The organism is Enterobacter cloacae complex sp. FDA-CDC-AR_0132 (assembly GCF_003010695.1).
Taxonomy (GTDB): domain Bacteria; phylum Pseudomonadota; class Gammaproteobacteria; order Enterobacterales; family Enterobacteriaceae; genus Enterobacter; species Enterobacter ludwigii.
This window is the reverse complement of record NZ_CP027618.1, coordinates 1,942,024-1,963,616: the sequence shown is the minus strand read 5'-3', so window position 1 is coordinate 1,963,616 and position 21,593 is coordinate 1,942,024. Positions and strand designations below refer to the sequence as shown.

Here is a 21,593-nt window from a genome sequence, read left to right as displayed (position 1 = left end):
TGATTACGTTGCATGAATCATGCGAAGTTAGCAACTGACTTTTAGTATTAAAAATCTTAATTTTCGTTATGACGATAATATTTTCCCGTAAGCTAAACTGTAAGTATTCGTTCCGTTTCAATTAAGGAAAATAATTATCCAGCGGGTATGGGAGGTTTTAAGATAACACAACAGAGGATCGTTGATTAAGCCAAACTTCTGGCAGTGTGAAAAAACAACAACGGCAACATGACATTTTATGCTATTTACTCGCGCGTATTTTGTTTTTTGATTTATAAATAATCAGCAGCCACCACCGTTTTCCCCCGACCCGTACGCTTGGCGTCATATAATGCTTTATCGGCACGCATCAGTAATCCTGAAGTATCGCGTTGGCCCTGGCAGACCTCCACCGCCCCGGCGCTGAATGACAGCACCAGCTTTTTCTCTCCCACCACGAGCGGGTTGGTTTTGAGGGCAGTACGTAGCCTCGCCGAAAAAAGGGCGCCCGCGTTGCCGTCGGTTCGTGCCAGCAGGAGTAAAAACTCCTCGCCGCCCACACGGCCAAGCGCAGCGTTCTCGGGGCTTAACTCACGGATAGCCTGGCAAAAGTGGATAAGCGCCCGATCGCCCACCTGATGCCCCCACCGATCGTTGATCTGTTTGAAAAAATCCAGGTCAAACATGAGCACGCAAAAATGGCTGTCAGCATCCTGCCTGGCATTTGCCGCCAGCGCGGATTCCAGCTGCTGTAAAATGGTTGAACGGTTAAAACACCCGGTAAGATCGTCCGTGGTGGCTTTCACTTCCAGCTGCTGTTCGGCTTTTTTACGCTCGGTAATATCAAGCCCGATATTCAGGACTGAGCTGTCCGGCAGCAGAATATTTGACCACAAAACCGTCAACGGCGTACCGTCTTTGCGCAGTGGATGCCACTCGTACATATCCTTTAGCGGCGAGACATTTACCGACTCCCTGACCCGTCGCCGCTCTTCCGGGTCGGGGTAAAACAGTGAGAGCGGATCGGCATGGGCGCTGATCTCCGCCATTGTCCAGCCAAATACTTTTTCACACTCAGCATTCCACAGCACGCAGCGGTTAAATTTATCGAATGAGTTCATTAAAACAGGCGCTCGTTCAAACAGGGTTTTATATTGGGTCACCACACGCTGCATTTCCTGCGCTGTTTTTTCACGAACGATAATTTCTGAAAAATAGTCTTTTAATTTTTCGACCAGCACCGCAACAATACTTTTCAGGATGGCCAGAGAATATAACGGCTCAGCAAACGCCAGAAAGAAATAGCCGCTGCCTTGTCCGTTATGGGTTGAAAGCTTGCATAACACCCCGCTTTGCAATTGCGAATAACCAGGATGATGAGCGGAGAATAATGCGCGGCCGATATTCTCTTTCCAGTAGACGACCCGCCACGCACGGTGATGCTTCTCCAGCAGGGTACCGGCAAGAAAATCGGCCACCTCAAATGAGTGACAGGTCACTTCACCGGCACAGACCACGCGCTGCAGCCCGTCAGTATCAACGCTAATCCAGGCCAGGCTTGCCCCGAAGGCCCGGTTGATCGTCTCAAGCATCTCGCCCAGCGAACAATGGGCGTGAAGCTGGGGCATCAGATCTGCCAGCGCATGCAACGCCTGCAGGCTGTCATTAACAATCTCACGTCGTTTTTCTTTCATTTTTTTCGCAGATTATTAAGCGTTAAACCGGACGCAACTTTCTTCAGATTCAAAAATCGGCGAGCCAGAGCAGGATGCTGAATATCAGCACAGCTGGAGTGCGAGACGTTGTGTGTAATTAAAAACGTACAAAGAGAAAAAAACCAATAAAATTCAAAAACCTGAATTATAGAATGCGAGTAAATTTATTTATCCACTCAAGCATAATCCAAAGGGTTGTTGCTGTAAACGTTCTACAGCACACCTCAATTTGCAGAGGATTTGTTATCTCAATGAATTTATTACCTGGAAGCGATAAAAGGGGGTCATTAGCGTGCAAAGATATATTTTCCCCTCAATCCTCGTGCGACGCCTGGCTGTGATAATTCCTGCTTTTTTCACCCTTCTGAGGCTGGCGAATAAATCAACAAATGTGATATAGTTCACACATATTTTGTAACGAGAAACACTGTTTCATTCAGTTCGTCTGTTTTGTTGAGGATGGGTTTTATGGCAACCATTACTACCAGCATGGTTCTCCTGCGCTGGCCTTTGTTAAGTGCGGTGCTGATGTTCCTGGCCAGCACGCTAAACATTCAGTTTCGTAAATCTGACTATGCTGGCCTTGCTGTCATCAGCACCCTGTTGGGGTTGGGTGCGGCATGCTGGTTCGCAACGGGCCTGCTTGGCATCACCCTACTGGATCTCGCTGCCGTCTGGGAAAATATTAAAGTCGTCATGGTGGAAGCCATGAGCCATACCCCGCCAGACTGGCCGATGGTGATTACCTGATCCCTGAGATGAAGAAAAAAACCCAGACCGAGGTCTGGGTTTTTTGTTTTAAACAGTCGGATATCAGAACGGAATATCGTCGTCGAAGTCCATTGGGGGTTCGTTAGACGGTGCTGGCGCGGACTGCTGCTGTGGGCGAGACTGCGCGCCACCGCTGAACTGGTTGCCGCCCTGTGGCTGCTGAGGCTGACCCCAACCGCCCTGCTGCTGCTGACCGCCACCTGCTGGTGCGCCACCGCCCTGACGGCCACCGAGCATCTGCATGGTGCCACCCACGTTGACCACAACCTCCGTGGTGTACTTCTCAGCGCCGGCTTGATCGGTCCATTTGCGGGTACGCAGCTGGCCTTCAATATAAACCTGAGAACCTTTACGCAGATACTCACCAGCCACTTCCGCCAGTTTGCCAAACAGCACAACGCGGTGCCATTCGGTCTGCTCTTTCATCTCACCGGTCGCTTTATCACGCCAGGATTCGGAAGTAGCCAGCGTAATGTTGGCAACTGCGCCACCACTCGGCATGTAGCGTACTTCCGGGTCCTGGCCCAGATTACCGACGAGAATCACCTTGTTTACGCCTCTGCTGGCCATGTTCGTGTCTCCTGAATACGTTTCTTAATAGTGTAAACGCGCGAGTGTACCATTTCCACGCTGCAATTTGCATAGTTGCGTAGTCGGTTCCGAAATCTCTCGCGAACTCGACATTGTTACACAGTGAATCAGAAAATGCATTCCAATACTGTATATTCAAACAGGTCATTTTGTGTCATAATTAGCCGTTTCTGACAGCCGTTTGTCCTTCAAACAAACCAGGCAATCCGTGTTCCAACCGGGAAAGGTGAATGGATAAGATCGAAGTTCGGGGCGCCCGCACCCACAATCTCAAGAATATCAACCTCATAATCCCTCGCGACAAACTTATCGTCGTGACCGGGCTTTCGGGGTCTGGCAAATCCTCACTGGCTTTCGACACTTTATATGCCGAAGGACAGCGTCGTTACGTGGAGTCACTCTCTGCATACGCACGTCAGTTCCTGTCACTGATGGAAAAACCGGATGTAGACCATATTGAAGGGTTATCACCTGCTATCTCCATTGAGCAGAAATCCACCTCGCATAACCCGCGTTCAACGGTTGGTACGATTACCGAAATTCATGACTACCTGCGTCTGCTGTATGCACGCGTGGGTGAGCCGCGCTGCCCGGATCACGACGTCCCGCTGGCCGCGCAGACCGTAAGCCAGATGGTGGATAACGTGCTGTCGCAGCCGGAAGGTAAACGCCTGATGCTGCTGGCGCCCATCATTAAAGAGCGTAAGGGCGAGCACACCAAAACGCTGGAGAACCTGGCAAGCCAGGGCTATATCCGCGCCCGTATCGACGGCGAAGTGTGTGACCTGTCGGATCCGCCTAAGCTGGAGCTGCAGAAGAAGCACACCATCGAAGTGGTGATTGACCGTTTCAAAGTCCGTGACGATCTGGCGACCCGCCTGGCCGAATCCTTCGAAACCGCGCTGGAACTCTCTGGCGGTACGGCCGTGGTCTCCGATATGGACAACCCGAAAGCGGAAGAGCTGCTCTTCTCCGCCAACTTTGCCTGTCCGATTTGTGGTTACAGCATGCGCGAGCTGGAGCCGCGTCTGTTCTCGTTCAACAACCCGGCGGGCGCCTGTCCGACGTGTGACGGACTGGGCGTACAGCAATATTTTGACCCGGACCGCGTGATCCAAAATCCGGAGCTGTCGCTGGCTGGCGGTGCGATCCGCGGATGGGATCGCCGCAACTTCTACTATTTCCAGATGCTGAAGTCGCTGGCAGAGCACTACAAATTCGACGTCGAAGCCCCGTGGGCCAGCCTGAACCCGAACGTGCACAAAGTGGTGCTGTTCGGTTCCGGCAAAGAGAACATCGAGTTCAAGTACATGAACGATCGCGGTGATACCTCCGTGCGCCGTCACCCGTTTGAAGGGGTGCTGCACAATATGGAGCGCCGCTACAAAGAGACCGAATCCAGCGCGGTTCGCGAGGAGCTGGCGAAGTTTATCAGCAACCGTTCCTGTGCGACCTGTGAAGGTACGCGTCTGCGCCGTGAAGCTCGCCATGTGTTTGTTGAAAACACGGCGCTGCCGACCATCTCAGACATGAGCATCGGTCACGCGATGGACTTCTTCAACAACCTGAAGCTCTCCGGCCAGCGCGCGAAAATCGCGGAAAAAGTGTTGAAAGAGATCGGCGATCGTCTGAAGTTCCTGGTGAACGTCGGCCTGAATTACCTGACGCTTTCCCGCTCCGCAGAGACCCTCTCCGGTGGCGAAGCTCAGCGTATCCGCCTCGCGAGCCAGATTGGCGCAGGCCTGGTCGGCGTGATGTATGTGCTGGATGAACCCTCAATCGGCCTGCACCAGCGTGACAACGAGCGTCTGCTCGGCACGCTTGTCCACCTGCGTAATCTCGGTAACACGGTGATTGTGGTTGAGCACGATGAAGACGCGATCCGCGCCGCTGACCACGTTATCGATATCGGCCCGGGCGCTGGCGTACACGGCGGCCAGGTGGTCGCGGAAGGAACGCTGAAAGATATTATGGCGGTGCCGGAGTCATTGACCGGCCAGTACATGAGCGGCAAGCGCAAGATTGAAGTGCCGAAACAGCGTGTACCGGCGAACCCGGAAAAAGTGCTGAAGCTGACCGGCGCCCGCGGCAACAACCTGAAAGATGTGACGCTGACGCTGCCGGTTGGGCTGTTTACCTGTATCACCGGCGTATCCGGTTCCGGTAAGTCGACGCTGATCAACGATACGCTGTTCCCGATTGCGCAGACGCAGCTGAACGGCGCGACGCTGGCCGAACCGGCGCCGTACCGTGACATCCAGGGGCTGGAGCATTTCGATAAAGTGATCGATATCGATCAGAGTCCAATCGGGCGGACTCCGCGTTCCAACCCTGCCACCTATACGGGCGTGTTCACACCCGTACGTGAACTGTTTGCAGGTGTGCCGGAAGCGCGTTCACGCGGGTATACGCCAGGACGTTTCAGCTTTAACGTGCGCGGCGGACGCTGTGAGGCGTGCCAGGGCGACGGGGTTATCAAGGTTGAGATGCACTTCCTGCCGGATATCTACGTGCCGTGCGACCAGTGCAAAGGCAAACGCTATAACCGCGAAACGCTGGAAATTAAGTACAAAGGCAAAACCATCCACGAAGTGCTGGATATGACCATCGAAGAGGCGCGTGAGTTCTTTGACGCGGTCCCTGCGCTGGCGCGTAAGCTGCAGACGCTGATGGATGTGGGCCTGACCTATATTCGTCTGGGGCAGTCTGCCACCACGCTGTCTGGCGGTGAAGCACAGCGCGTGAAGCTGGCGCGTGAGCTCTCCAAACGCGGTACCGGCCAGACGCTGTACATTCTCGATGAGCCGACCACCGGTCTGCACTTTGCCGATATCCAGCAGCTGCTTGATGTTCTGCATCAGCTTCGCGATCAGGGCAACACGATTGTGGTCATTGAACACAACCTGGACGTGATTAAAACCGCGGACTGGATTGTCGATCTCGGCCCGGAAGGCGGCAGCGGCGGCGGTGAAATCCTCGTCTCCGGTACGCCAGAGACCGTTGCAGAGTGCGAAGCCTCGCACACCGCGCGCTTCCTCAAACCGTTGCTGTAATTGTCACACGGAGAGTTGCTGTCGGGTCGCTTCCGGCAGCAGCTCTACCGCCTGCTGATAAGACGCGTCCACCAGATAATAAATTTGCGAACCCGGCAGTGAACCGTCGAGATAAACGGTGCTCCAGTGCGCTTTGTTGAGATGCTTGCTTGGCCGGACGTCATGGTGCTGCTGGCGTAACAGCTCCGCCAGTTCCGGGCTGGTTTTCAGCGACGCCGCCGGGCGACCCTCAACCTCTTTCACCATCGCAAACAGAATATCCCCCACTTTAATCTGCGTGGCTTTCCAGTCGCTGTGAACGCTTTGCTCCGCGCCAGGTTTACTCATGCAGTACTGAAGTAGCTCCGAAATTGTCATCTTTATTCCCCTTGTAGCGTTGCGATAATTTTACGCGAACCACCGTGAATACGATGTTCTCCCAGCCAGATCCCTTGCCACGTTCCCAGCAGTAACCGACCATTGTGCACCGGCAGCATCAGCGATACGCCCAGCAGAGAGGATTTGATATGCGACGGCATGTCATCTGCTCCCTCATAGTCATGTTCATAAGGGGCGTTGTCCGGAACGGTTTTGAGAAAATGCTGCTCCATGTCAGACCGGACGGTGGGATCGCAATTTTCATTAAGCGTGAGAGAGGCTGACGTGTGCTGAAGCAGCAGATGCAGTAACCCCGTCCTGATGCGAGAGAGGTCGCGAATTTGCCCAATGACTTCATCAGTCACCAGATGAAATCCACGAGGTTTCGCGCTTAAGGTCAGGGTCTGTTGATACCACATGTGCTGCTCCGTTATGAAAGATGAATCTTTCTAAGTGTGCAGCAAGAAAGCGAAAGGTAAAACCCACAGCGACGAGATTTGATTAAAAAAGAGGCAGCCTCGCCGCCCGGCGGTTAATACTCAGAATTAACAATCACTTCTTCGCCAAACTTTCCGGCCATGGGCAACGGTCGATACGTAGAGTTTGAGGCGCGTAACACCCTGATCCCTCTGGCTCCGACGTCATGCGCGGCGGTGATATCGTTATCTGAATCGCCATAGAAGACTTTGATGTTCTTCTGTTCCAGCCATTGGGTTTTGGTGTTTTGGCCGGGTTTGTCGCCGGCAAAAATAACCGGATTCATGCTGGAAGCCGGGATCTGAAAATCATCCTGCAGCGTTTTAGAGACGGTTTCGGTTTTGGTCTGGCTGCGTCCGGTCACAAAGTAAATGCTGTCACCGCGTTTAACGTGCATGGCGATAAGCGCGCGCGCCACCTCTTTAGGAATGCTGAACTCGTCCCAGCCGTTATTCATCTTTTCCCAGAACTCGGGGTTCTTCAGATACGCTTCGCTGTCCGGTGAGTAGTTTTTTTTGCCCCGCCAGAATCCCGGGCTGGAAAACAGGACCGTATCGTCGATATCAAAGCCTACAGCCATTGGCGGGCGCCCCAACAGGCTATTTTCGATTTGGGCTACGGATACCCAGTGAACAGGTGCCTGCTCGGCAAGCATGGCGGCTGTTGTGCCGGTGTAAAGTGGCGTCGGTGCGGAAGCGCGCGCCACGACGGCACTATTTAGCGAGAACAATAAGCAGGCGGCGCTGAGCGCCAGTGTGATCTTGCGCATGTTTTCCCCTGAATATTCAGTTTGTTATCGTTTTATTTTGAGTGAATGGTCAAAAAACTATCCGACCATAACCCCGGGGGGAGATGAAGGGAAGGAGTTTTTACTTATGAAGCTGAATAAAAAGAAGAAGATCACAAAGCGCGGATGAGGTCTGAAGGCCCGGTAGACGCAGCGCCACCGGGCAAGATTTTTGTGCGTCCTGATGCTCTCACTCGGCCCTCTCCCGCAGGGAGAGAGGGATGATAGTGAGTGCTTACATTACTGCAGCAAACGCCTGCGCAACACGATGAACGTTGCTGGCATTAAGCCCCGCCACGCACATACGGCCGCTGGAAATCAGGTAGACGCCGAACTCTTCACGCAGGCGATCGACCTGAGCCGCGCTGAGGCCGGTGTAGCTGAACATCCCACGCTGCTTAAGCAGATAGTCAAAATTATGCCCTGGGACGGCCTCTTTCAGCACGTCGACCAGCTCCTGACGCATCGTCAGGATGCGCTTGCGCATAGATTCTACTTCGGCGAGCCACGACGCTTTCAGCCGATCGTCACCCAGCACCGTGGCGACTACCTGCGCACCAAAGTTTGGCGGGCTGGAGTAAATGCGGCGCACGGTCGCCTTCAGCTGTCCGAGCACACGCCCGGCCGCTTCAGGGTCCTCACAGACCACTGACAGGCCGCCGACGCGCTCACCGTACAGGGAGAAGATTTTTGAGAACGAGTTGCTGACCAGCGCAGGCAGTCCGGCGCTGGCAACGGCGCGGATAGCGTAGGCATCTTCTTCCATGCCCGCGCCAAAGCCCTGATAGGCGATGTCGAGGAAGGGGATCAGGTTACGCGTCTTCAGCACGTCGATTACCGCATCCCACTGGGCATTAGTCAGGTCTGCACCGGTCGGGTTATGGCAGCACGGATGCAGCAGAACAATACTGCGCTCCGGCAGCGTATTCAGTTTTTCCAGCAGCGCGTCAACGCGCACGCCGTTGGTTTCGCTGTCAAACCACGGATAGGTCTGCACCGTAAAGCCTGCGCCCTCAAAAATCGCCACGTGGTTTTCCCACGTCGGGTCACTGACCCACACGCCAGAATCCGGGAAGTATTTTTTCAGAAAGTCAGCGCCAACTTTTAATGCGCCCGAGCCACCCAGCGTCTGGATGGTCGCCACCCGTTTTTGTGTCAGCACGGCGTGATCGGCACCAAACAGCAGCGGCGCAATGGTGTTGCGGTAGCTGTTTAACCCTTCCATTGGCAGATAGAGCGAGGCTCCGTGCGGGACGGCGTTAAGACGCGCTTCCGCTTCTGCCACGGCTTGCAGCTGAGGAATAATGCCCTCCTCGTTGTAATACAAACCAATACTGAGGTTAACTTTGTCGCTGCGAGGATCTTCTTTGAAACGCTCCATTAAGGAGAGAATGGGGTCGCCGGCATAGGCGTCAACTTTCTGAAACACGCGATGATTCTCCGGAATTCGATGAGGCAGGGATTTCAACAATAAACCGGATATGACAGAAGATCGAGAGCGATATCAGATCCGTTCCTGCAGATGTCGTCGAATCTGTTCAATGCGTTCAGCAAGCGAACCAGAAACAGGCAGATAGGGGATATTTCTGTCTGTTAACGCGCGGATGTACCATGCCTGTTGTCGCTGGCGGAATGCAGCCCCCTGACGGGTACCATCCTGAACAAAAGGAAACTCATCGCCACAGAGCACCACCAGAGAATATGCGCGCCCGGCTAATTCCTCTAGCTCGCGTGGCGCGCTGCCAAACTGGTCGAGCATATAAAACAGCGTGGTTAAGGGCGAGGTATCGCAAACCAGGAAGGGAGCCGTGCTGGCCATCGCTTCACGACGCACCTGCTCGCGGGCAATATGCAGCAGATCGTCGCATCCCAGCACGCCGTTCTTCTCTTCCCAGTATTCTCGGCCAAACTCGGCGACAAATGGGGCGTTGAGCGTCGTCGCCAGTGCGCGGGAAAGCGTGCTTTTTCCTGTCGATTCGCCCCCTAATAAACAAATCCGAAAGACAAAGCTACGGTAGACCTCCGGGGACATCATCGTGCGGTAGCGATGGACATCGGAACGTATCAGGGTTCCCGAGGGCGCCTCAGGCCCCTTCGGACGCTGGAGGCGGACATGCGTAACCTGCTTGCCAAAACGCTGGCTTAACACCGCCGCAAAGCCGTCGCCGTAGTCTTCGGCGGTAAATACGGCCTGTGGCTGGCAGTGAAGTATTTTTTCACACAGCGTTGCCACGTAATGCCGGTGAAGATCGGCATCCGCATCATTATGCGGCAGTGGTTCAAGCGCATGGGTCGCGATGACCTCCGGCGTCAGCACAAGGTGATGACATTGCGGGAAGCGCACGCTTAACCAGTGAAGGCGCTTGTCGGGGTCATAACCCGGGATTTCCGGACGCGAATAACTGATGATATAGACCGTCTCACACTGGGCCAGCGCAGCATTTATCAGCGCTTCATGCCCCACGTGTAATGGCGCGAATTTGCCCACAACCAGACCGTCGCAATAAGGCTTCACTGGGCGCTAATCTCCTTACGCCACTGATATAAACCGTGCCAGGCATTAAACCAAAACACCAGATATAAACCCGCGGTCAAATGCAGATCTCTCATCGCATATAACGGTACCGCCAGCGTGTTTACAGCCAGCCAGACGTACCAGTTCTCCAGGCGTCGCCCCATTAACATAAACTGTGCAAGCACGCTGAATGTCAAAATAACGGAGTCCACCCAGGGGGCCCAGGCGTTAGTGTAGCGATGCAAGATCAGGCCATAACCCGCGGCCACCAGCAGGGCGCAGGCGAGCAGGATGAAGAAATGTCTGGGCGGGGTACGCCGAACGGGCAATACCTCCCCGCGATGACCTTTGAGCCAGTGCACCCAGCCGGTGATGCTGGTGATGATGAAAAAGAGCTGCAGGGTAACGTCAGCGTAAAGCTGAACCGAATAAAAGACCCAGCCATAAAGCCCACTGCCGATGATGCCTATCCACCACGTGTGAATACTGTTTCTGGCAGCCAGCCAGACCGAGAGGGCATAAGCCAGACAAGCGGCCATTTCGGATGGTGACATTACCCCTCCCTGGAAAGGTCTGTTAATCGATGTACTTCATCGCAACCCTTGATGTCAGGCGCGTGATAAGTTCGTAAGCACTCACTTTTGTGATTTCAGCGATGCGTTCAACAGGTAAACCCTCACCCCACATCACCACGTCATCACCCGGTTTGTCCTGTGCATCTGGCCCGAGGTCAATACAGATCATGTCCATCGCCACGCGGCCCACGATGTTCGCTTCACGGCCATTGACCAGTACCGGCGTGCCAGACGGCGCGGCGCGGGGATAACCGTCGCCATAGCCCATCGCCACCACGCCAAGGCGTGTGTCGCGCTCGCTGGTCCACGTTCCGCCGTAGCCCACGGGCTCACCCGCTTTGTGATCGCGCACGGCAATCAGGTTAGACACAAGGGACATTACCGGCTGGAAACCAAAATCCGGCCCCCAGGGTCTGTTCTCCAGCGGAGAGACGCCGTAAAGAATAATGCCTGGACGCGCCCAGTCGAAGTGCGACTGCGGCCACAGCAAAATACCGCCAGACGCGGCAATGGAGCGCATTCCTGGCTTGCCTTCGCAGAAAGTATTAAAAATATCCAGCTGCTGTTCGGTCGCGCCACACTCGGGCTCATCGGCACGGGCAAAGTGGCTCACGATATTCACCGGCTGACGGACGTTTTTGCACTGACACAGACGCTGATAAAACGCGTCCGCCTTTTCCGGACGCACGCCCAGACGGTGCATGCCGGTATCGAGCTTCATCCAGACGGTGACCGGCTCACTCAGCTCGGCGGTTTCCAGCGCCGCGAGTTGTTCTTCGTTATGTACCGCGGTGTGCAGATGCTGGTCAGCAATGGTCGGCAGATCTGCCGCTTCAAAAAAACCTTCCAGCAGCAAAATCGGTTGAGTGATCCCGCCCGCGCGCAGGCGGATGGCTTCTTCAAGACGGGCGACGCCAAAGGCGTCGGCATCGGGGAGCGTTCGCGCGGTCTCAATAAGACCGTGTCCGTAAGCGTTCGCTTTCACGACTGCAACGAGTTTACTGGCGGGAGCCAGTTCACGCAGACGTTGCAGGTTGTGTCGCAGAGCGCGGCGGTTAATGACTACAGTTGCCGCTTGCATTTGAATTCCTTAGAAATTACTCATCATCATATTGAGGACCGGCGTAGTTGTCGAAACGCGACCACTGTCCGTTAAAGGTCAGACGTACCGTACCGATAGGGCCGTTACGTTGTTTACCAATAATAATTTCGGCGATCCCTTTCAGGTCGCTGTTCTCGTGATAAACCTCGTCACGGTAGATGAACATGATTAAGTCGGCATCCTGCTCGATGGAGCCCGATTCACGCAGGTCGGAGTTGACCGGGCGCTTATCAGCACGTTGTTCCAGGGAGCGGTTAAGCTGCGACAGCGCCACCACGGGCACATGCAACTCTTTGGCTAACGCCTTGAGCGAGCGGGAAATCTCCGCGATTTCCAGCGTACGGTTGTCGGACAGCGACGGCACGCGCATCAGCTGAAGGTAGTCAATCATGATAAGGCCAATGCCGCCATGTTCACGGGCGATACGGCGCGCACGGGAGCGCACTTCCGTCGGCGTCAGGCCGGAGGAGTCATCGATATAAATATTCCGTTTTTCCAGCAGGATACCCATGGTGCCGGAGATACGCGCCCAGTCCTCATCGTCGAGCTGGCCGGTACGGATACGGGTCTGATCCACGCGCGACAGCGACGCCAGAGAACGCATCATGATCTGTTCTGATGGCATCTCAAGACTGAAGATAAGAACCGGCTTGTCCTGCAACATCGCCGCATTTTCGACGAGGTTCATCGCAAATGTCGTTTTACCCATGGAGGGACGCGCCGCAACGATAATCAAATCTGACGGCTGCAGACCCGCGGTTTTCTTATTGAGATCGTCATAGCCGGTGTTCACGCCGGTGACACCGTCGTGCGGCTGCTGGAACAGTTGCTCAATACGCGCGACGGTAGCATCAAGCACATCAGCGATATTTTTCGGGCCTTCGTCTTTGTTTGCCCGGCTTTCCGCGATTTTAAAGACGCGGGACTCGGCCAGATCAAGCAGGTCTTCGCTGGTACGCCCCTGCGGATCAAAACCGGCTTCGGCGATCTCATTCGCCACCGAGATCATCTCACGAACAACTGCACGTTCGCGCACGATATCGGCATAAGCGCTGATATTCGCCGCACTTGGCGTGTTTTTTGACAGTTCCGCCAGGTAAGCAAACCCACCCACGCTGTCCAGTTGCCCCTGACGCTCCAGCGATTCCGCGAGCGTGATAAGGTCAATCGGGCTGCCCGACTCCTGCAGACGTGCCATTTCGGTAAAGATATGACGGTGCGGACGGGTATAGAAATCCTCGGACACCACGCGCTCGGCGACGTCGTCCCAGCGTTCGTTATCCAGCATTAAACCGCCCAACACCGACTGTTCCGCTTCAATCGAGTGCGGCGGGACTTTTAATCCTGCGACCTGGAAATCACGCTCGCGAGGTTCAGTCTGTTTGTTGAAGGGTTTGTTTCCTGCCATAGTGAATGGAGTTACCGAGATAAAGAGTGGGTCGAAAGATTACCATATTTTTCTGACGGAGGGAGCATGGCAACGCGCATTGAATTCCAGAAACATGGTGGGCCAGAAGTGTTAAACGCGGTGGAGTTTACCCCCGCAGCGCCTGGTGAAAACGAAGTTCAGGTTGAAAACAAAGCCATCGGCATTAACTACATCGACACGTATATTCGCGGCGGTCTCTATCCGCCTCCCTCCATGCCAAGCGGACTGGGAACGGAAGCGGCAGGCGTCGTGCTCAAAGTGGGCAGTGCCGTTAAGCATATTAAAGAGGGCGATCGCGTGGTGTACGCGCAATCCGCGCTGGGTGCCTACAGCTCCGTGCACAACGTGCCGGCCGATAAAGCCGCCCTTCTGCCAAATGCCATCTCGTTTGAACAAGCGGCCGCCTCATTCCTGAAAGGACTCACGGTCTATTATCTGCTGCGCAAAACCTATGAGATCAAACCTGACGAGCAGTTCCTGTTTCATGCCGCAGCGGGCGGCGTGGGGCTGATCGCCTGTCAGTGGGCCAAAGCGCTCGGTGCAAAACTTATCGGCACGGTGGGCAGTGCACAAAAAGCCCAGCGCGCGCTTCAGGCCGGCGCCTGGCAGGTGATTAACTACCGTGAAGAGAGCATTGCTGAGCGCCTCAAAGAGATAACCAACGGCAAAAAGGTGCGCGTGGTTTATGACTCGGTGGGTAAAGATACCTGGGAGGCGTCGCTGGATTGTCTGCAGCGTCGCGGGCTGATGGTGAGCTTCGGCAACGCCTCGGGCGCCGTGACCGGCATTAATCTTGGCATTCTCAACCAGAAAGGGTCGCTGTATGTGACTCGCCCTTCCCTGCAGGGGTATATCACTAACCGGGAAGAGCTGATCGAGGCCAGCAACGAGCTCTTTTCGCTGATCGCCAGCGGCGTGATTAAAGTGGATGTGGCGGAGGCGCAGAAATACGCACTAACCGATGCCAGGCGAGCACATGAGGTGCTGGAGAGCAGAGCAACACAGGGTTCAAGTCTGTTAATTCCCTGACCCCTAAAAAGAAATTGGGCTTCCCATGGGAAGCCCTTTCTTTTTTTTAATTCGGCTGTATGTAGGGTACAGCTCGATGAATTCTTTAGCGGCAGTCATAGTGACAGATTCGATAAGTAAATCCTATTCTGTTCTAAGCAATGCTGCCGGAAAAGTTGCAGGTATGTGACGAACACCTCAATACCTTAGTAACGAAAACGGTTATTGCGCTGATAAGTGGGCAGTTTTGGTGATTTAATCGCCCGTATCACCCACACCACGGCAATGGCCAGCAACAGCCACGGCAGGAGCTTCAGCGTCAGGGCAAATAATCCCCCGATAAACATGACCACCGTCGCCACGACGATAGCCGCCAGAATCCCGAGCAGGGAAATACCCGTCATCATCAGCATGACAAAAAAGCCAATCACAAAAAGTAGTTCTAACATGGTGCTCTCCCACGCGTTCCCAAATGATACCGCGATCATTACAAGAATCATGCCAACCATAACCCGCTGTTCTTAAAGCAAAACGCCCCGCACGGGTGTGCGAGGCGTGGTGAATTTGACGATCTTTTAGCGAAAATTATCGCTTATCAGCGACCAGACGTAGCGCGTGTTCCAGCACCTCGATATCTGCACCGGCTTTATGCGCGTTCTCGCTAAGGTAGCGACGCCACTGGCGTGCTCCCGGGATCCCCTGGAACAGGCCCAGCATATGACGGGTGATATGACCAAGGTACGTCCCGTTACTCAGCTCACGCTCAATGTAGGGATACATGGCGCGTACCACGGCCACCGGGTCGGTATTTGCGCCTTCAACGCCAAAGATTTCCCTGTCGACCGTCGCCAGAATGCCTGGATTTTGATACGCCTCGCGCCCGACCATTACGCCATCCATATGCTCCAGGTGTGTTTTGGCCTCTTCCAGCGATTTAATGCCGCCGTTGATCGACATCGTGAGCTGCGGGAAGTCACGTTTTAGCTGGTACACGCGCGGGTAGTCCAGCGGCGGGATTTCACGGTTCTCTTTCGGGCTCAGTCCGGAGAGCCAGGCTTTACGCGCATGGATGATAAACATCTCGCACTCGCCTTTCCCGGAGACCGTATTGATAAAATCGCAGAGAAATTCGTAGCTGTCCTGGTCGTCAATGCCGATACGGGTCTTGACCGTCACCGGAATAGAAACCACATCGCGCATCGCCTTGATGCAGTCTGCCACCAGGGATGCATTGCCCATCAGACACGCGCCGAACATGCCGTTCTGCACACGATCAGACGGACAGCCAACGTTAAGGTTAATCTCGTCATAGCCGCGCGCTTCTGCAAGCTTCGCACACTGCGCCAGCGCAGCGGGATCGCTACCGCCAAGCTGCAGCGCAACCGGATGCTCTTCTTCGCTGTAGGCCAGATAGTCGCCCTTTCCGTGAATAATTGCTCCGGTGGTCACCATTTCGGTGTACAGCAACGTATGGCGGGAGAGCTGACGCAGGAAGTAGCGACAGTGTCTGTCCGTCCAGTCGAGCATCGGCGCAATGGAGAAACGGTGTGCAGGGAAAGCAGTCTGTAATTCTGACGACATGGCGAAGTTTTAAGCATCTGGTGAAAAGGGGGCGCTACTATAGCACAAAGAAAAGCCGGAGGCGCAGCGCCTCCGGTGCACTTTAGAAGGTCATGCTCAGCTGGGCGCCTGCGCCCCAGGTCTCGTCTTCACCGTACAGGCCCATCAGGTCGACATGGACCGTGTTAAACGGTGCAAAACCGACACCGCCAGTAAAGACATTGCTGTCGTTACCTTTCATGTCAGCACGGAAACCCGCACGCACCGCCAGCCAGTTCAGCGGCGTCACTTCGGCGCCTACGCCAACATACTGAGAAGTGTCTTCGCTTTTGAAGCCTTTGGTTTCCGTCAGATCGCCATCGGCGGTTAACGTCACCAGATCGTTATGCCAGGCGGCACCCACGGTAACCAGAGGGCGGATCTGGTAGGTGTCTTTATAGCTCACCACCTCCCCCGTGCGCCCGTTGCGGATGCGAATGTCTTTGGTGTCGATATCGCGTGACATCAGGTTTTGCCCGCTCACGCCGACCGTCCAGTGCTCACCAAAATCGGCCGCGATACCGGCATCAACGTTAAAGCCGGTGTCGTCAGTACGGTAGCGGCTGTCGTTCCACTTGTTGCTGTCATAATCGTAAATGGAGGTGGTGTAGTTATAGACCCAGGTCTTTTGCAGTTTTGGAGTGACGCCAACAGATACCGGAACACCGCCAAGCTCGAACTGACGCGCCACCGCGATACCATAGTCGGAGACAATTGCCGCCCGGCCAGACGCCGTTGAGTTGAGGTTTTTCGTGATTTGATCGGTGCCGTTCAGCGCAGCGTCCAGTGCAACGCCGGCAGCCACCGCATCGCTGCGTTGAATACCGCGCAGGTAATCAATATCTTGCTGATCAATAGAAGAACTGACGCGTCCGTGGGCATAGCCTTTAGCCATAAAGGCCACGGAAAGGACATCGTTAGGAATACTGACGGCTATCCCCGCACCCGCCGTGGCGCGTGCCGTTTTGCCCTTGAGATAATCCAGCTCATCGGCGAGATCTTTCGCCGCGCCCTGGAACTGGTTGATGGAACCTAACGGGTTGGTAATGATCTCAATCGGTGTAAGGTTATCAACCACGTCTTTGTAATGGTTGATTTTATCGTTGATGGTATCAATCTCATCCTGAAGATTGTCTTCATCAGTCACCTGCACGCCAGCGGACGGTAAAATGACCGTCACATCGTCGTCCGGTTTCGCCTTCGCCAGTAGCGCAGGGTTGATTAACGCCCCGCTGCCATAGTTTCCGGCCGCGACACCCGTCCCCCCCATGGCGTCGCTACGTGATTCTGTCCAGGTATTGGCTGCTCCCGCCTGATTTGCCATAAACAAGGAGACAGCGATGCTAACCACCGAAAATTTAAAATGTTTTTTCACAGTATGCTCGTCTTATAGTCTGTTATTAAATAACCCCTGTCTGTTATCTCCCAAACAGGAACGAACTATTGCTGTGAATAAGTGCAAAAAGACCCGCTATTTCCTTAAGTTAAATTCCCGCCAGGCCTGTTGTTATTTGTGACGGCCCTCAATATTTATAGAAGAGGAAATTATTTTTTCCCAGGTTTTCCATCGTGCGGCCCAAAAAACTGAGGAGGGTGGTCTACCCAGCGATCGTCACGCGTGGCGGCGTACTCCGGATTAAGCGGGTAATAGATACGGTTATGCTTCTTGTTGGCCTCACCCACCACCAGGAGCCGTACCTCCTCGTCGGTGTTGTTGATGAAGGTATGACAGACCCCGGTTCCGGCGGGAAAGCCCACGCTGTCGCCAGGTTCAAGTTTCCATAAATATCCGTTAATCCAGGCTTCAGGGTAGCCTTCAAGCACGTAGATAAACTCTTCTTCGTCGCTTTCAGCATGAGGATAAGAGGTCCGTCGGCCTGGCGGTAAGCGCTCATGGTGTATACCAATGCGTCCAAGGCCGAGCTTACGCGCCAGCGGTGCGCCAATGGAAAAACGTTCACTACTGTCGGGATAGGTTGAGTCATCTGCGCCTTCTACGTCGCGCCAGTGTCGAATACAGTCAGGTCTTTTCATCGTTTATTCCCCGGATTGCGTTGCGTCAGGTATAGCACAGCCTGGCGGATCTCGGTGTTTTTAGCAGAACATGATAAAGTGGGGGTTTTCCAGCCTATAACATCCGGGGTGCTAAATGGATAAGTCCACAAAAGAGCTGTTAGCGCAGGCAGAAAAGCTGTGCGTGCAACGCAATGTGCGCCTGACTCCGCAGCGCCTTGAAGTATTACGTTTGATGAGCCTGCAGCAGGGCGCGATCAGCGCGTACGATCTGCTTGATCTGCTGCGCGAAAGCGAGCCACAGGCTAAACCGCCAACGGTGTACCGCGCGCTGGATTTCCTGCTGGAACAGGGCTTTGTGCATAAAGTTGAATCGACAAACAGCTATGTGCTGTGCCATCTGTTCGATCAGCCAACCCATACGTCGGCCATGTTTATCTGCGATCGCTGCGGCAGCGTGAAGGAAGAAGGTGCGGAAGGCGTTGAAGATATTATGCATACGCTGGCAGCCAAAATGGGCTTTGCGTTGCGTCATAACGTGATTGAAGCGCACGGCCTGTGCGCAGCCTGCGTAGAGGTAGAAGCCTGTCGACACCAGGATGAGTGCCAGCACGACCATTCGGTACTGGTGAAGAAAAAGCCGCGTTAACGGCAAAAGAAAAGGCGGCCCGTAGCCGCCCTCAGGGGGAGTAAAGGATTACCAGCGATAATCGTTACGGGTTTCCCAGTCTTTCACTTCGTTTTCAGCACGATCTTTCTCGTAGCCGTAACGTTCCTGAATTTTACCCACCAGCTGATCGCGTTTACCTTCGATGATGGTCATATCATCATCCGTCAGCTTACCCCACTGTTCTTTCGCTTTACCTTTGAACTGCTTCCAGTTGCCGCCGATTTCGTCTTTATTCATAATCGTGTCCTCGTGTTAAGCGTCTGTAAGTTTCGTCCGCTTCGTTCTTTTCTGCTGGACGTGATAATTATTGTAGTTAAGGATCCGGCAGTTGTTTTTATATTCGGAATCTTTAACCGTCACGATATATCGTGGCGGGAAGGCAGCCAGGTATTATTTCGCCAGTGACGATGCCAGATAAAGGCCAGCGACAGACCACGTAACGCGAGGAAAACCGCCAGAGCCAGCCACAAACCGTGGTTGCCCAGATACGGCAGCGTCAGCAACGTCAGACCAAATCCCGCCGCAGCGACCGCCATGCTATTGCGCATCTCCGCACCTCGCGTCGCGCCAATAAACATGCCGTCCAGCAGATAACACCACACGCCCACCACCGGTAAGATTGCCTGCCAGAAGAGATAGTGACTCGCCAGTTCGCGCAGCGATGGGAGGGAGGTGAGTAAGGCAACGATCTGTTCACCCAGACAGGCGTAAATGAGTGCAAACGCCAGCGCCACCAGGCCTGACTGACGACAGGCGGCCCGCCACACCTCGCGGAGCTGGCCGCTTTCGCGTGCGCCATACGCTTGCCCGGAATGGGCTTCAACGGCATAGGCAAAGCCATCCAGCGCATACGCGGTAAAGGTGAGCAGCGTCATCAGGACCGCATTAACCGCGACGATCTCCGGCCCAAGTCGCGCCCCAAAGACCGTCAGCGCGCCAAAGCAGAGCTGAAGCAGTAACGAGCGCAGCATAATGTCGCGGTTAAGCGCCAGCAGCGTGCGGATATTACCGCGCCACGCGGTTTTGAGCATCGCAAGTGAGATACCGCGCAGGGCCAGCACGCGCCAGACCATCCACAGGCCGATGAAAAAGGTACCGTATTCTGCAATTGCCGTCGCCAGCGCGGCGCCCTGCACGTTCATATGCAGACCCATCACCAGCCAGATATCAAGCACGATGTTGAGAAGATTGCCTGCCACCAGCAGAATGACTGGCGCACGGGCATACTGCACGCCGAGTAACCAGCCAAGCAGGACCAGGTTCGCCAGTGATGCGGGCGCGCTGAGCCAGCGAATTTCAAGGAAGCGTCGCGCCTGCTCAAGTACCGCCTCGCTCCCGCCAACGACATGCAGCGCCAGATCAATCAGTGGCGTGCGCAACACCACGATCAGCGCACCCGCGCCCAGGGCAAGGATCAAGGGTTGTACCAGCGCACGCGCCAGACGCAACGGATCTTTTGCGCCATACGCCTGAGCCGTAAGCCCGGTGGTACTCATGCGCAAAAAGAGCAGCAGCATAAAAAGGAAGCTGGTTGCCGTCGCGCCGATCGCGACGCCGCCCAGATAAACGGGGGAATCCAGATGACCAATAACAGCCGTGTCTACCAGTCCCAGCAGAGGGACGGTGATATTGGAAAAAATCATTGGCAGTGCAAGACGCCACAATGCTTTATCTGATGTCGTCAGCAGTGACATGAAAAATACCGGCAGTGGAGATTGAATCAGGCTACGGCAGGTCCGTAGCCTGTTATGACATGATTACAGCCATTCACCGTTGCGGATAACCCCAACAGCCAGCCCTTCAATAGAGAAGTTATGTTCGCGGAGATCCACCACAATCGGGGAGAACTCGTTGTTTTCAGGCAGCAACTGGACGGTGTTACCCTGCTTTTTCAGACGCTTAACGGTAACTTCATCGTCAATACGCGCGACCACAACTTGCCCGTTGCGCACGTCCTGGGTTTTATGAACTGCGAGCAAATCGCCGTCCAGAATACCGATATCTTTCATCGACATGCCGCTGACGCGCAGCAGGAAATCTGCGCTCGGTTTAAACATGCCCGGGTCAACCTGATAGTGACCTTCAATATGCTGTTGTGCCAGCAAAGGTTCACCTGCCGCGACACGTCCCACCAGCGGAATGCCTGTCTCTTCTTCCACCAGCAGACGGATGCCACGTGAAGCGCCCGATACAATCTCAATGACGCCTTTACGCGCCAGCGCTTTCAGGTGTTCTTCGGCAGCATTCGGAGAACGGAAACCCAGACGCTGAGCGATCTCCGCACGCGTGGGTGGCATACCCGTCTGGCCGATATGATCCCGGATGAGATCAAACACCTCTTGCTGCCTGGTCGTTAACGCTTTCATTCCGCCCCCTGGGTGTATATACAGTTATGCTGTGAGTATATACAGTCAAAGGCGATTTTGGAACCAAAAACTGCACAAAAAACCAGGGACTTAATTATTTCTCGAGGCTTATCGGAAATGTGACCAAAGCAGCGTGACCCAGGTGATGACCGCAGTGATAATCGCCAGCAATACGGCAGCAGACCCCATGTCTTTCGCCCGGCCGGAGAGCTCATGGAAATCAGAGCCGATACGGTCCACCACGGCCTCAATAGCGCTATTGAGAATTTCCACTATCATCACCAACAGCACGGAGCCGATCAACAAAACGCGGGTAATCGCATCAACATCAAGGAAACAGGCGATAATCACCGCGATGATAGCGGCGACGCCCTCCTGGCGAAACGCGGCTTCATTGACCCACGCGGCACGGAAACCTTTCCATGAATAGCCGGCGGCTTTGATGATTCGGGTTAACCCAGTGGTATTATTGGCCATTAAAAGAACCTTTTAATTAAAATAGCGTCAGTAACAGTAGGCGCAGCGTGTTTCGCTGCTGCCTGAAGTATGACGGGTAACAACAGAAATTTTGCGCGCTTTCTGTTAT

General features: G+C 54.5%; 22 protein-coding genes. 4 read left to right on the top strand and 18 right to left on the bottom strand.

Annotated elements, in window-relative coordinates; translation table 11 throughout:
* Positions 1 to 272: 272 nt before the first annotated feature.
* Positions 273 to 1,673 carry a sensor domain-containing diguanylate cyclase gene (locus tag AM379_RS09510; RefSeq protein ID WP_063215467.1) on the bottom strand — a complete coding sequence of 467 codons (1,401 nt, stop codon included), beginning with the start codon at positions 1,671 to 1,673 and terminating at the stop codon, positions 273 to 275.
* 489 nt (positions 1,674 to 2,162) lie between these two features.
* Between AM379_RS09510 and AM379_RS09505 the strand changes: the two genes are divergently transcribed.
* Positions 2,163 to 2,444, top strand: coding sequence for a YjcB family protein (locus AM379_RS09505; protein ID WP_020882839.1), 282 nt, complete (start codon positions 2,163 to 2,165; stop codon positions 2,442 to 2,444).
* A gap of 63 nt (positions 2,445 to 2,507) precedes the next feature.
* Here the strand turns inward: AM379_RS09505 and ssb1 are convergent, their stop codons facing one another.
* Positions 2,508 to 3,035, bottom strand: coding sequence for a single-stranded DNA-binding protein SSB1 (gene ssb1, locus AM379_RS09500; protein ID WP_020882840.1), 528 nt, complete (start codon positions 3,033 to 3,035; stop codon positions 2,508 to 2,510).
* A 251-nt stretch (positions 3,036 to 3,286) separates the two neighbouring features.
* On the opposite strand from ssb1, the gene uvrA reads away from it, so the two are divergent.
* On the top strand, positions 3,287 to 6,109 hold the full coding sequence (gene uvrA / locus AM379_RS09490) for an excinuclease ABC subunit UvrA (protein ID WP_014168220.1): 2,823 nt from the start codon (positions 3,287 to 3,289) through the stop codon (positions 6,107 to 6,109).
* A 3-nt stretch (positions 6,110 to 6,112) separates the two neighbouring features.
* Here uvrA and AM379_RS09485 read toward each other — a convergent pair whose 3' ends face one another.
* From AM379_RS09485 to dnaB, 8 genes are all read right to left on the bottom strand, one after another.
* A complete protein-coding gene (locus AM379_RS09485) occupies positions 6,113 to 6,466 on the bottom strand; it encodes an MmcQ/YjbR family DNA-binding protein (RefSeq protein ID WP_014168219.1) in 354 nt (117 codons plus the stop codon).
* A 2-nt stretch (positions 6,467 to 6,468) separates the two neighbouring features.
* The gene (locus AM379_RS09480) at positions 6,469 to 6,885 is read right to left on the bottom strand and encodes a secondary thiamine-phosphate synthase enzyme YjbQ (protein ID WP_014168218.1); all 417 of its coding nucleotides are present in this window, start codon (positions 6,883 to 6,885) and stop codon (positions 6,469 to 6,471) included.
* A 113-nt stretch (positions 6,886 to 6,998) separates the two neighbouring features.
* Positions 6,999 to 7,712 carry an acid phosphatase AphA gene (gene aphA / locus AM379_RS09475; protein WP_106503638.1) on the bottom strand — a complete coding sequence of 238 codons (714 nt, stop codon included), beginning with the start codon at positions 7,710 to 7,712 and terminating at the stop codon, positions 6,999 to 7,001.
* 253 nt (positions 7,713 to 7,965) lie between these two features.
* Positions 7,966 to 9,159 (bottom strand): aromatic amino acid transaminase, encoded by a 1,194-nt coding sequence (gene tyrB, locus AM379_RS09470; RefSeq protein ID WP_106503637.1) that lies wholly within the window; start codon positions 9,157 to 9,159, stop codon positions 7,966 to 7,968.
* A gap of 75 nt (positions 9,160 to 9,234) precedes the next feature.
* Positions 9,235 to 10,245 carry an AAA family ATPase gene (locus AM379_RS09465; protein WP_106503636.1) on the bottom strand — a complete coding sequence of 337 codons (1,011 nt, stop codon included), beginning with the start codon at positions 10,243 to 10,245 and terminating at the stop codon, positions 9,235 to 9,237.
* Entirely contained in the window at positions 10,242 to 10,799 is a 558-nt protein-coding gene (gene pnuC / locus AM379_RS09460; protein WP_106503635.1) for a nicotinamide riboside transporter PnuC, read from the bottom strand. The genes AM379_RS09465 and pnuC overlap by 4 nt, the downstream gene beginning before the upstream one ends.
* Before the next feature lie 22 nt (positions 10,800 to 10,821).
* Positions 10,822 to 11,901, bottom strand: a complete 1,080-nt coding sequence (alr, locus tag AM379_RS09455) for an alanine racemase (protein ID WP_014168212.1) — start codon at positions 11,899 to 11,901, stop codon at positions 10,822 to 10,824.
* Between the two features lie 16 nt (positions 11,902 to 11,917).
* A complete protein-coding gene (dnaB, locus tag AM379_RS09450; RefSeq protein WP_008503375.1) occupies positions 11,918 to 13,330 on the bottom strand; it encodes a replicative DNA helicase in 1,413 nt (470 codons plus the stop codon).
* A 66-nt stretch (positions 13,331 to 13,396) separates the two neighbouring features.
* Between dnaB and AM379_RS09445 the strand changes: the two genes are divergently transcribed.
* Positions 13,397 to 14,380 carry a quinone oxidoreductase gene (locus AM379_RS09445; protein WP_014168211.1) on the top strand — a complete coding sequence of 328 codons (984 nt, stop codon included), beginning with the start codon at positions 13,397 to 13,399 and terminating at the stop codon, positions 14,378 to 14,380.
* Between the two features lie 185 nt (positions 14,381 to 14,565).
* On the opposite strand, the gene pspG is transcribed toward AM379_RS09445, so the two are convergent.
* The 4 genes from pspG to AM379_RS09425 form a co-directional block, all read right to left on the bottom strand.
* A complete protein-coding gene (pspG, locus tag AM379_RS09440; protein ID WP_020882842.1) occupies positions 14,566 to 14,808 on the bottom strand; it encodes an envelope stress response protein PspG in 243 nt (80 codons plus the stop codon).
* A 136-nt stretch (positions 14,809 to 14,944) separates the two neighbouring features.
* Complete coding sequence (gene dusA, locus AM379_RS09435) at positions 14,945 to 15,940, bottom strand: tRNA dihydrouridine(20/20a) synthase DusA (protein ID WP_032679388.1); 996 nt, start codon at positions 15,938 to 15,940, stop codon at positions 14,945 to 14,947.
* Between the two features lie 82 nt (positions 15,941 to 16,022).
* Positions 16,023 to 17,282: a conjugal transfer protein TraF gene (traF, locus tag AM379_RS09430; protein WP_247609182.1), complete on the bottom strand. Its 1,260-nt coding sequence runs from the start codon at positions 17,280 to 17,282 to the stop codon at positions 16,023 to 16,025.
* Positions 17,283 to 17,503: 221 nt separating this feature from the next.
* Positions 17,504 to 17,992 (bottom strand): cupin domain-containing protein, encoded by a 489-nt coding sequence (locus AM379_RS09425; RefSeq protein ID WP_032679386.1) that lies wholly within the window; start codon positions 17,990 to 17,992, stop codon positions 17,504 to 17,506.
* 115 nt (positions 17,993 to 18,107) lie between these two features.
* Here AM379_RS09425 and zur point away from each other — a divergent pair, with 115 nt between their 5' ends.
* Positions 18,108 to 18,620 (top strand): zinc uptake transcriptional repressor Zur, encoded by a 513-nt coding sequence (gene zur / locus AM379_RS09420; protein ID WP_032679385.1) that lies wholly within the window; start codon positions 18,108 to 18,110, stop codon positions 18,618 to 18,620.
* A gap of 48 nt (positions 18,621 to 18,668) precedes the next feature.
* On the opposite strand, the gene AM379_RS09415 is transcribed toward zur, so the two are convergent.
* The 4 genes from AM379_RS09415 to AM379_RS09400 form a co-directional block, all read right to left on the bottom strand.
* Positions 18,669 to 18,878 (bottom strand): CsbD family protein, encoded by a 210-nt coding sequence (locus AM379_RS09415; protein WP_014168205.1) that lies wholly within the window; start codon positions 18,876 to 18,878, stop codon positions 18,669 to 18,671.
* 119 nt (positions 18,879 to 18,997) lie between these two features.
* Positions 18,998 to 20,335, bottom strand: coding sequence for an MATE family efflux transporter DinF (gene dinF, locus AM379_RS09410; protein ID WP_106503634.1), 1,338 nt, complete (start codon positions 20,333 to 20,335; stop codon positions 18,998 to 19,000).
* A gap of 63 nt (positions 20,336 to 20,398) precedes the next feature.
* Positions 20,399 to 21,007, bottom strand: a complete 609-nt coding sequence (gene lexA, locus AM379_RS09405; RefSeq protein WP_014168203.1) for a transcriptional repressor LexA — start codon at positions 21,005 to 21,007, stop codon at positions 20,399 to 20,401.
* Positions 21,008 to 21,115: 108 nt separating this feature from the next.
* Positions 21,116 to 21,484 (bottom strand): diacylglycerol kinase, encoded by a 369-nt coding sequence (locus AM379_RS09400; protein WP_014168202.1) that lies wholly within the window; start codon positions 21,482 to 21,484, stop codon positions 21,116 to 21,118.
* Between the last annotated feature and the right edge of the window lie 109 nt (positions 21,485 to 21,593).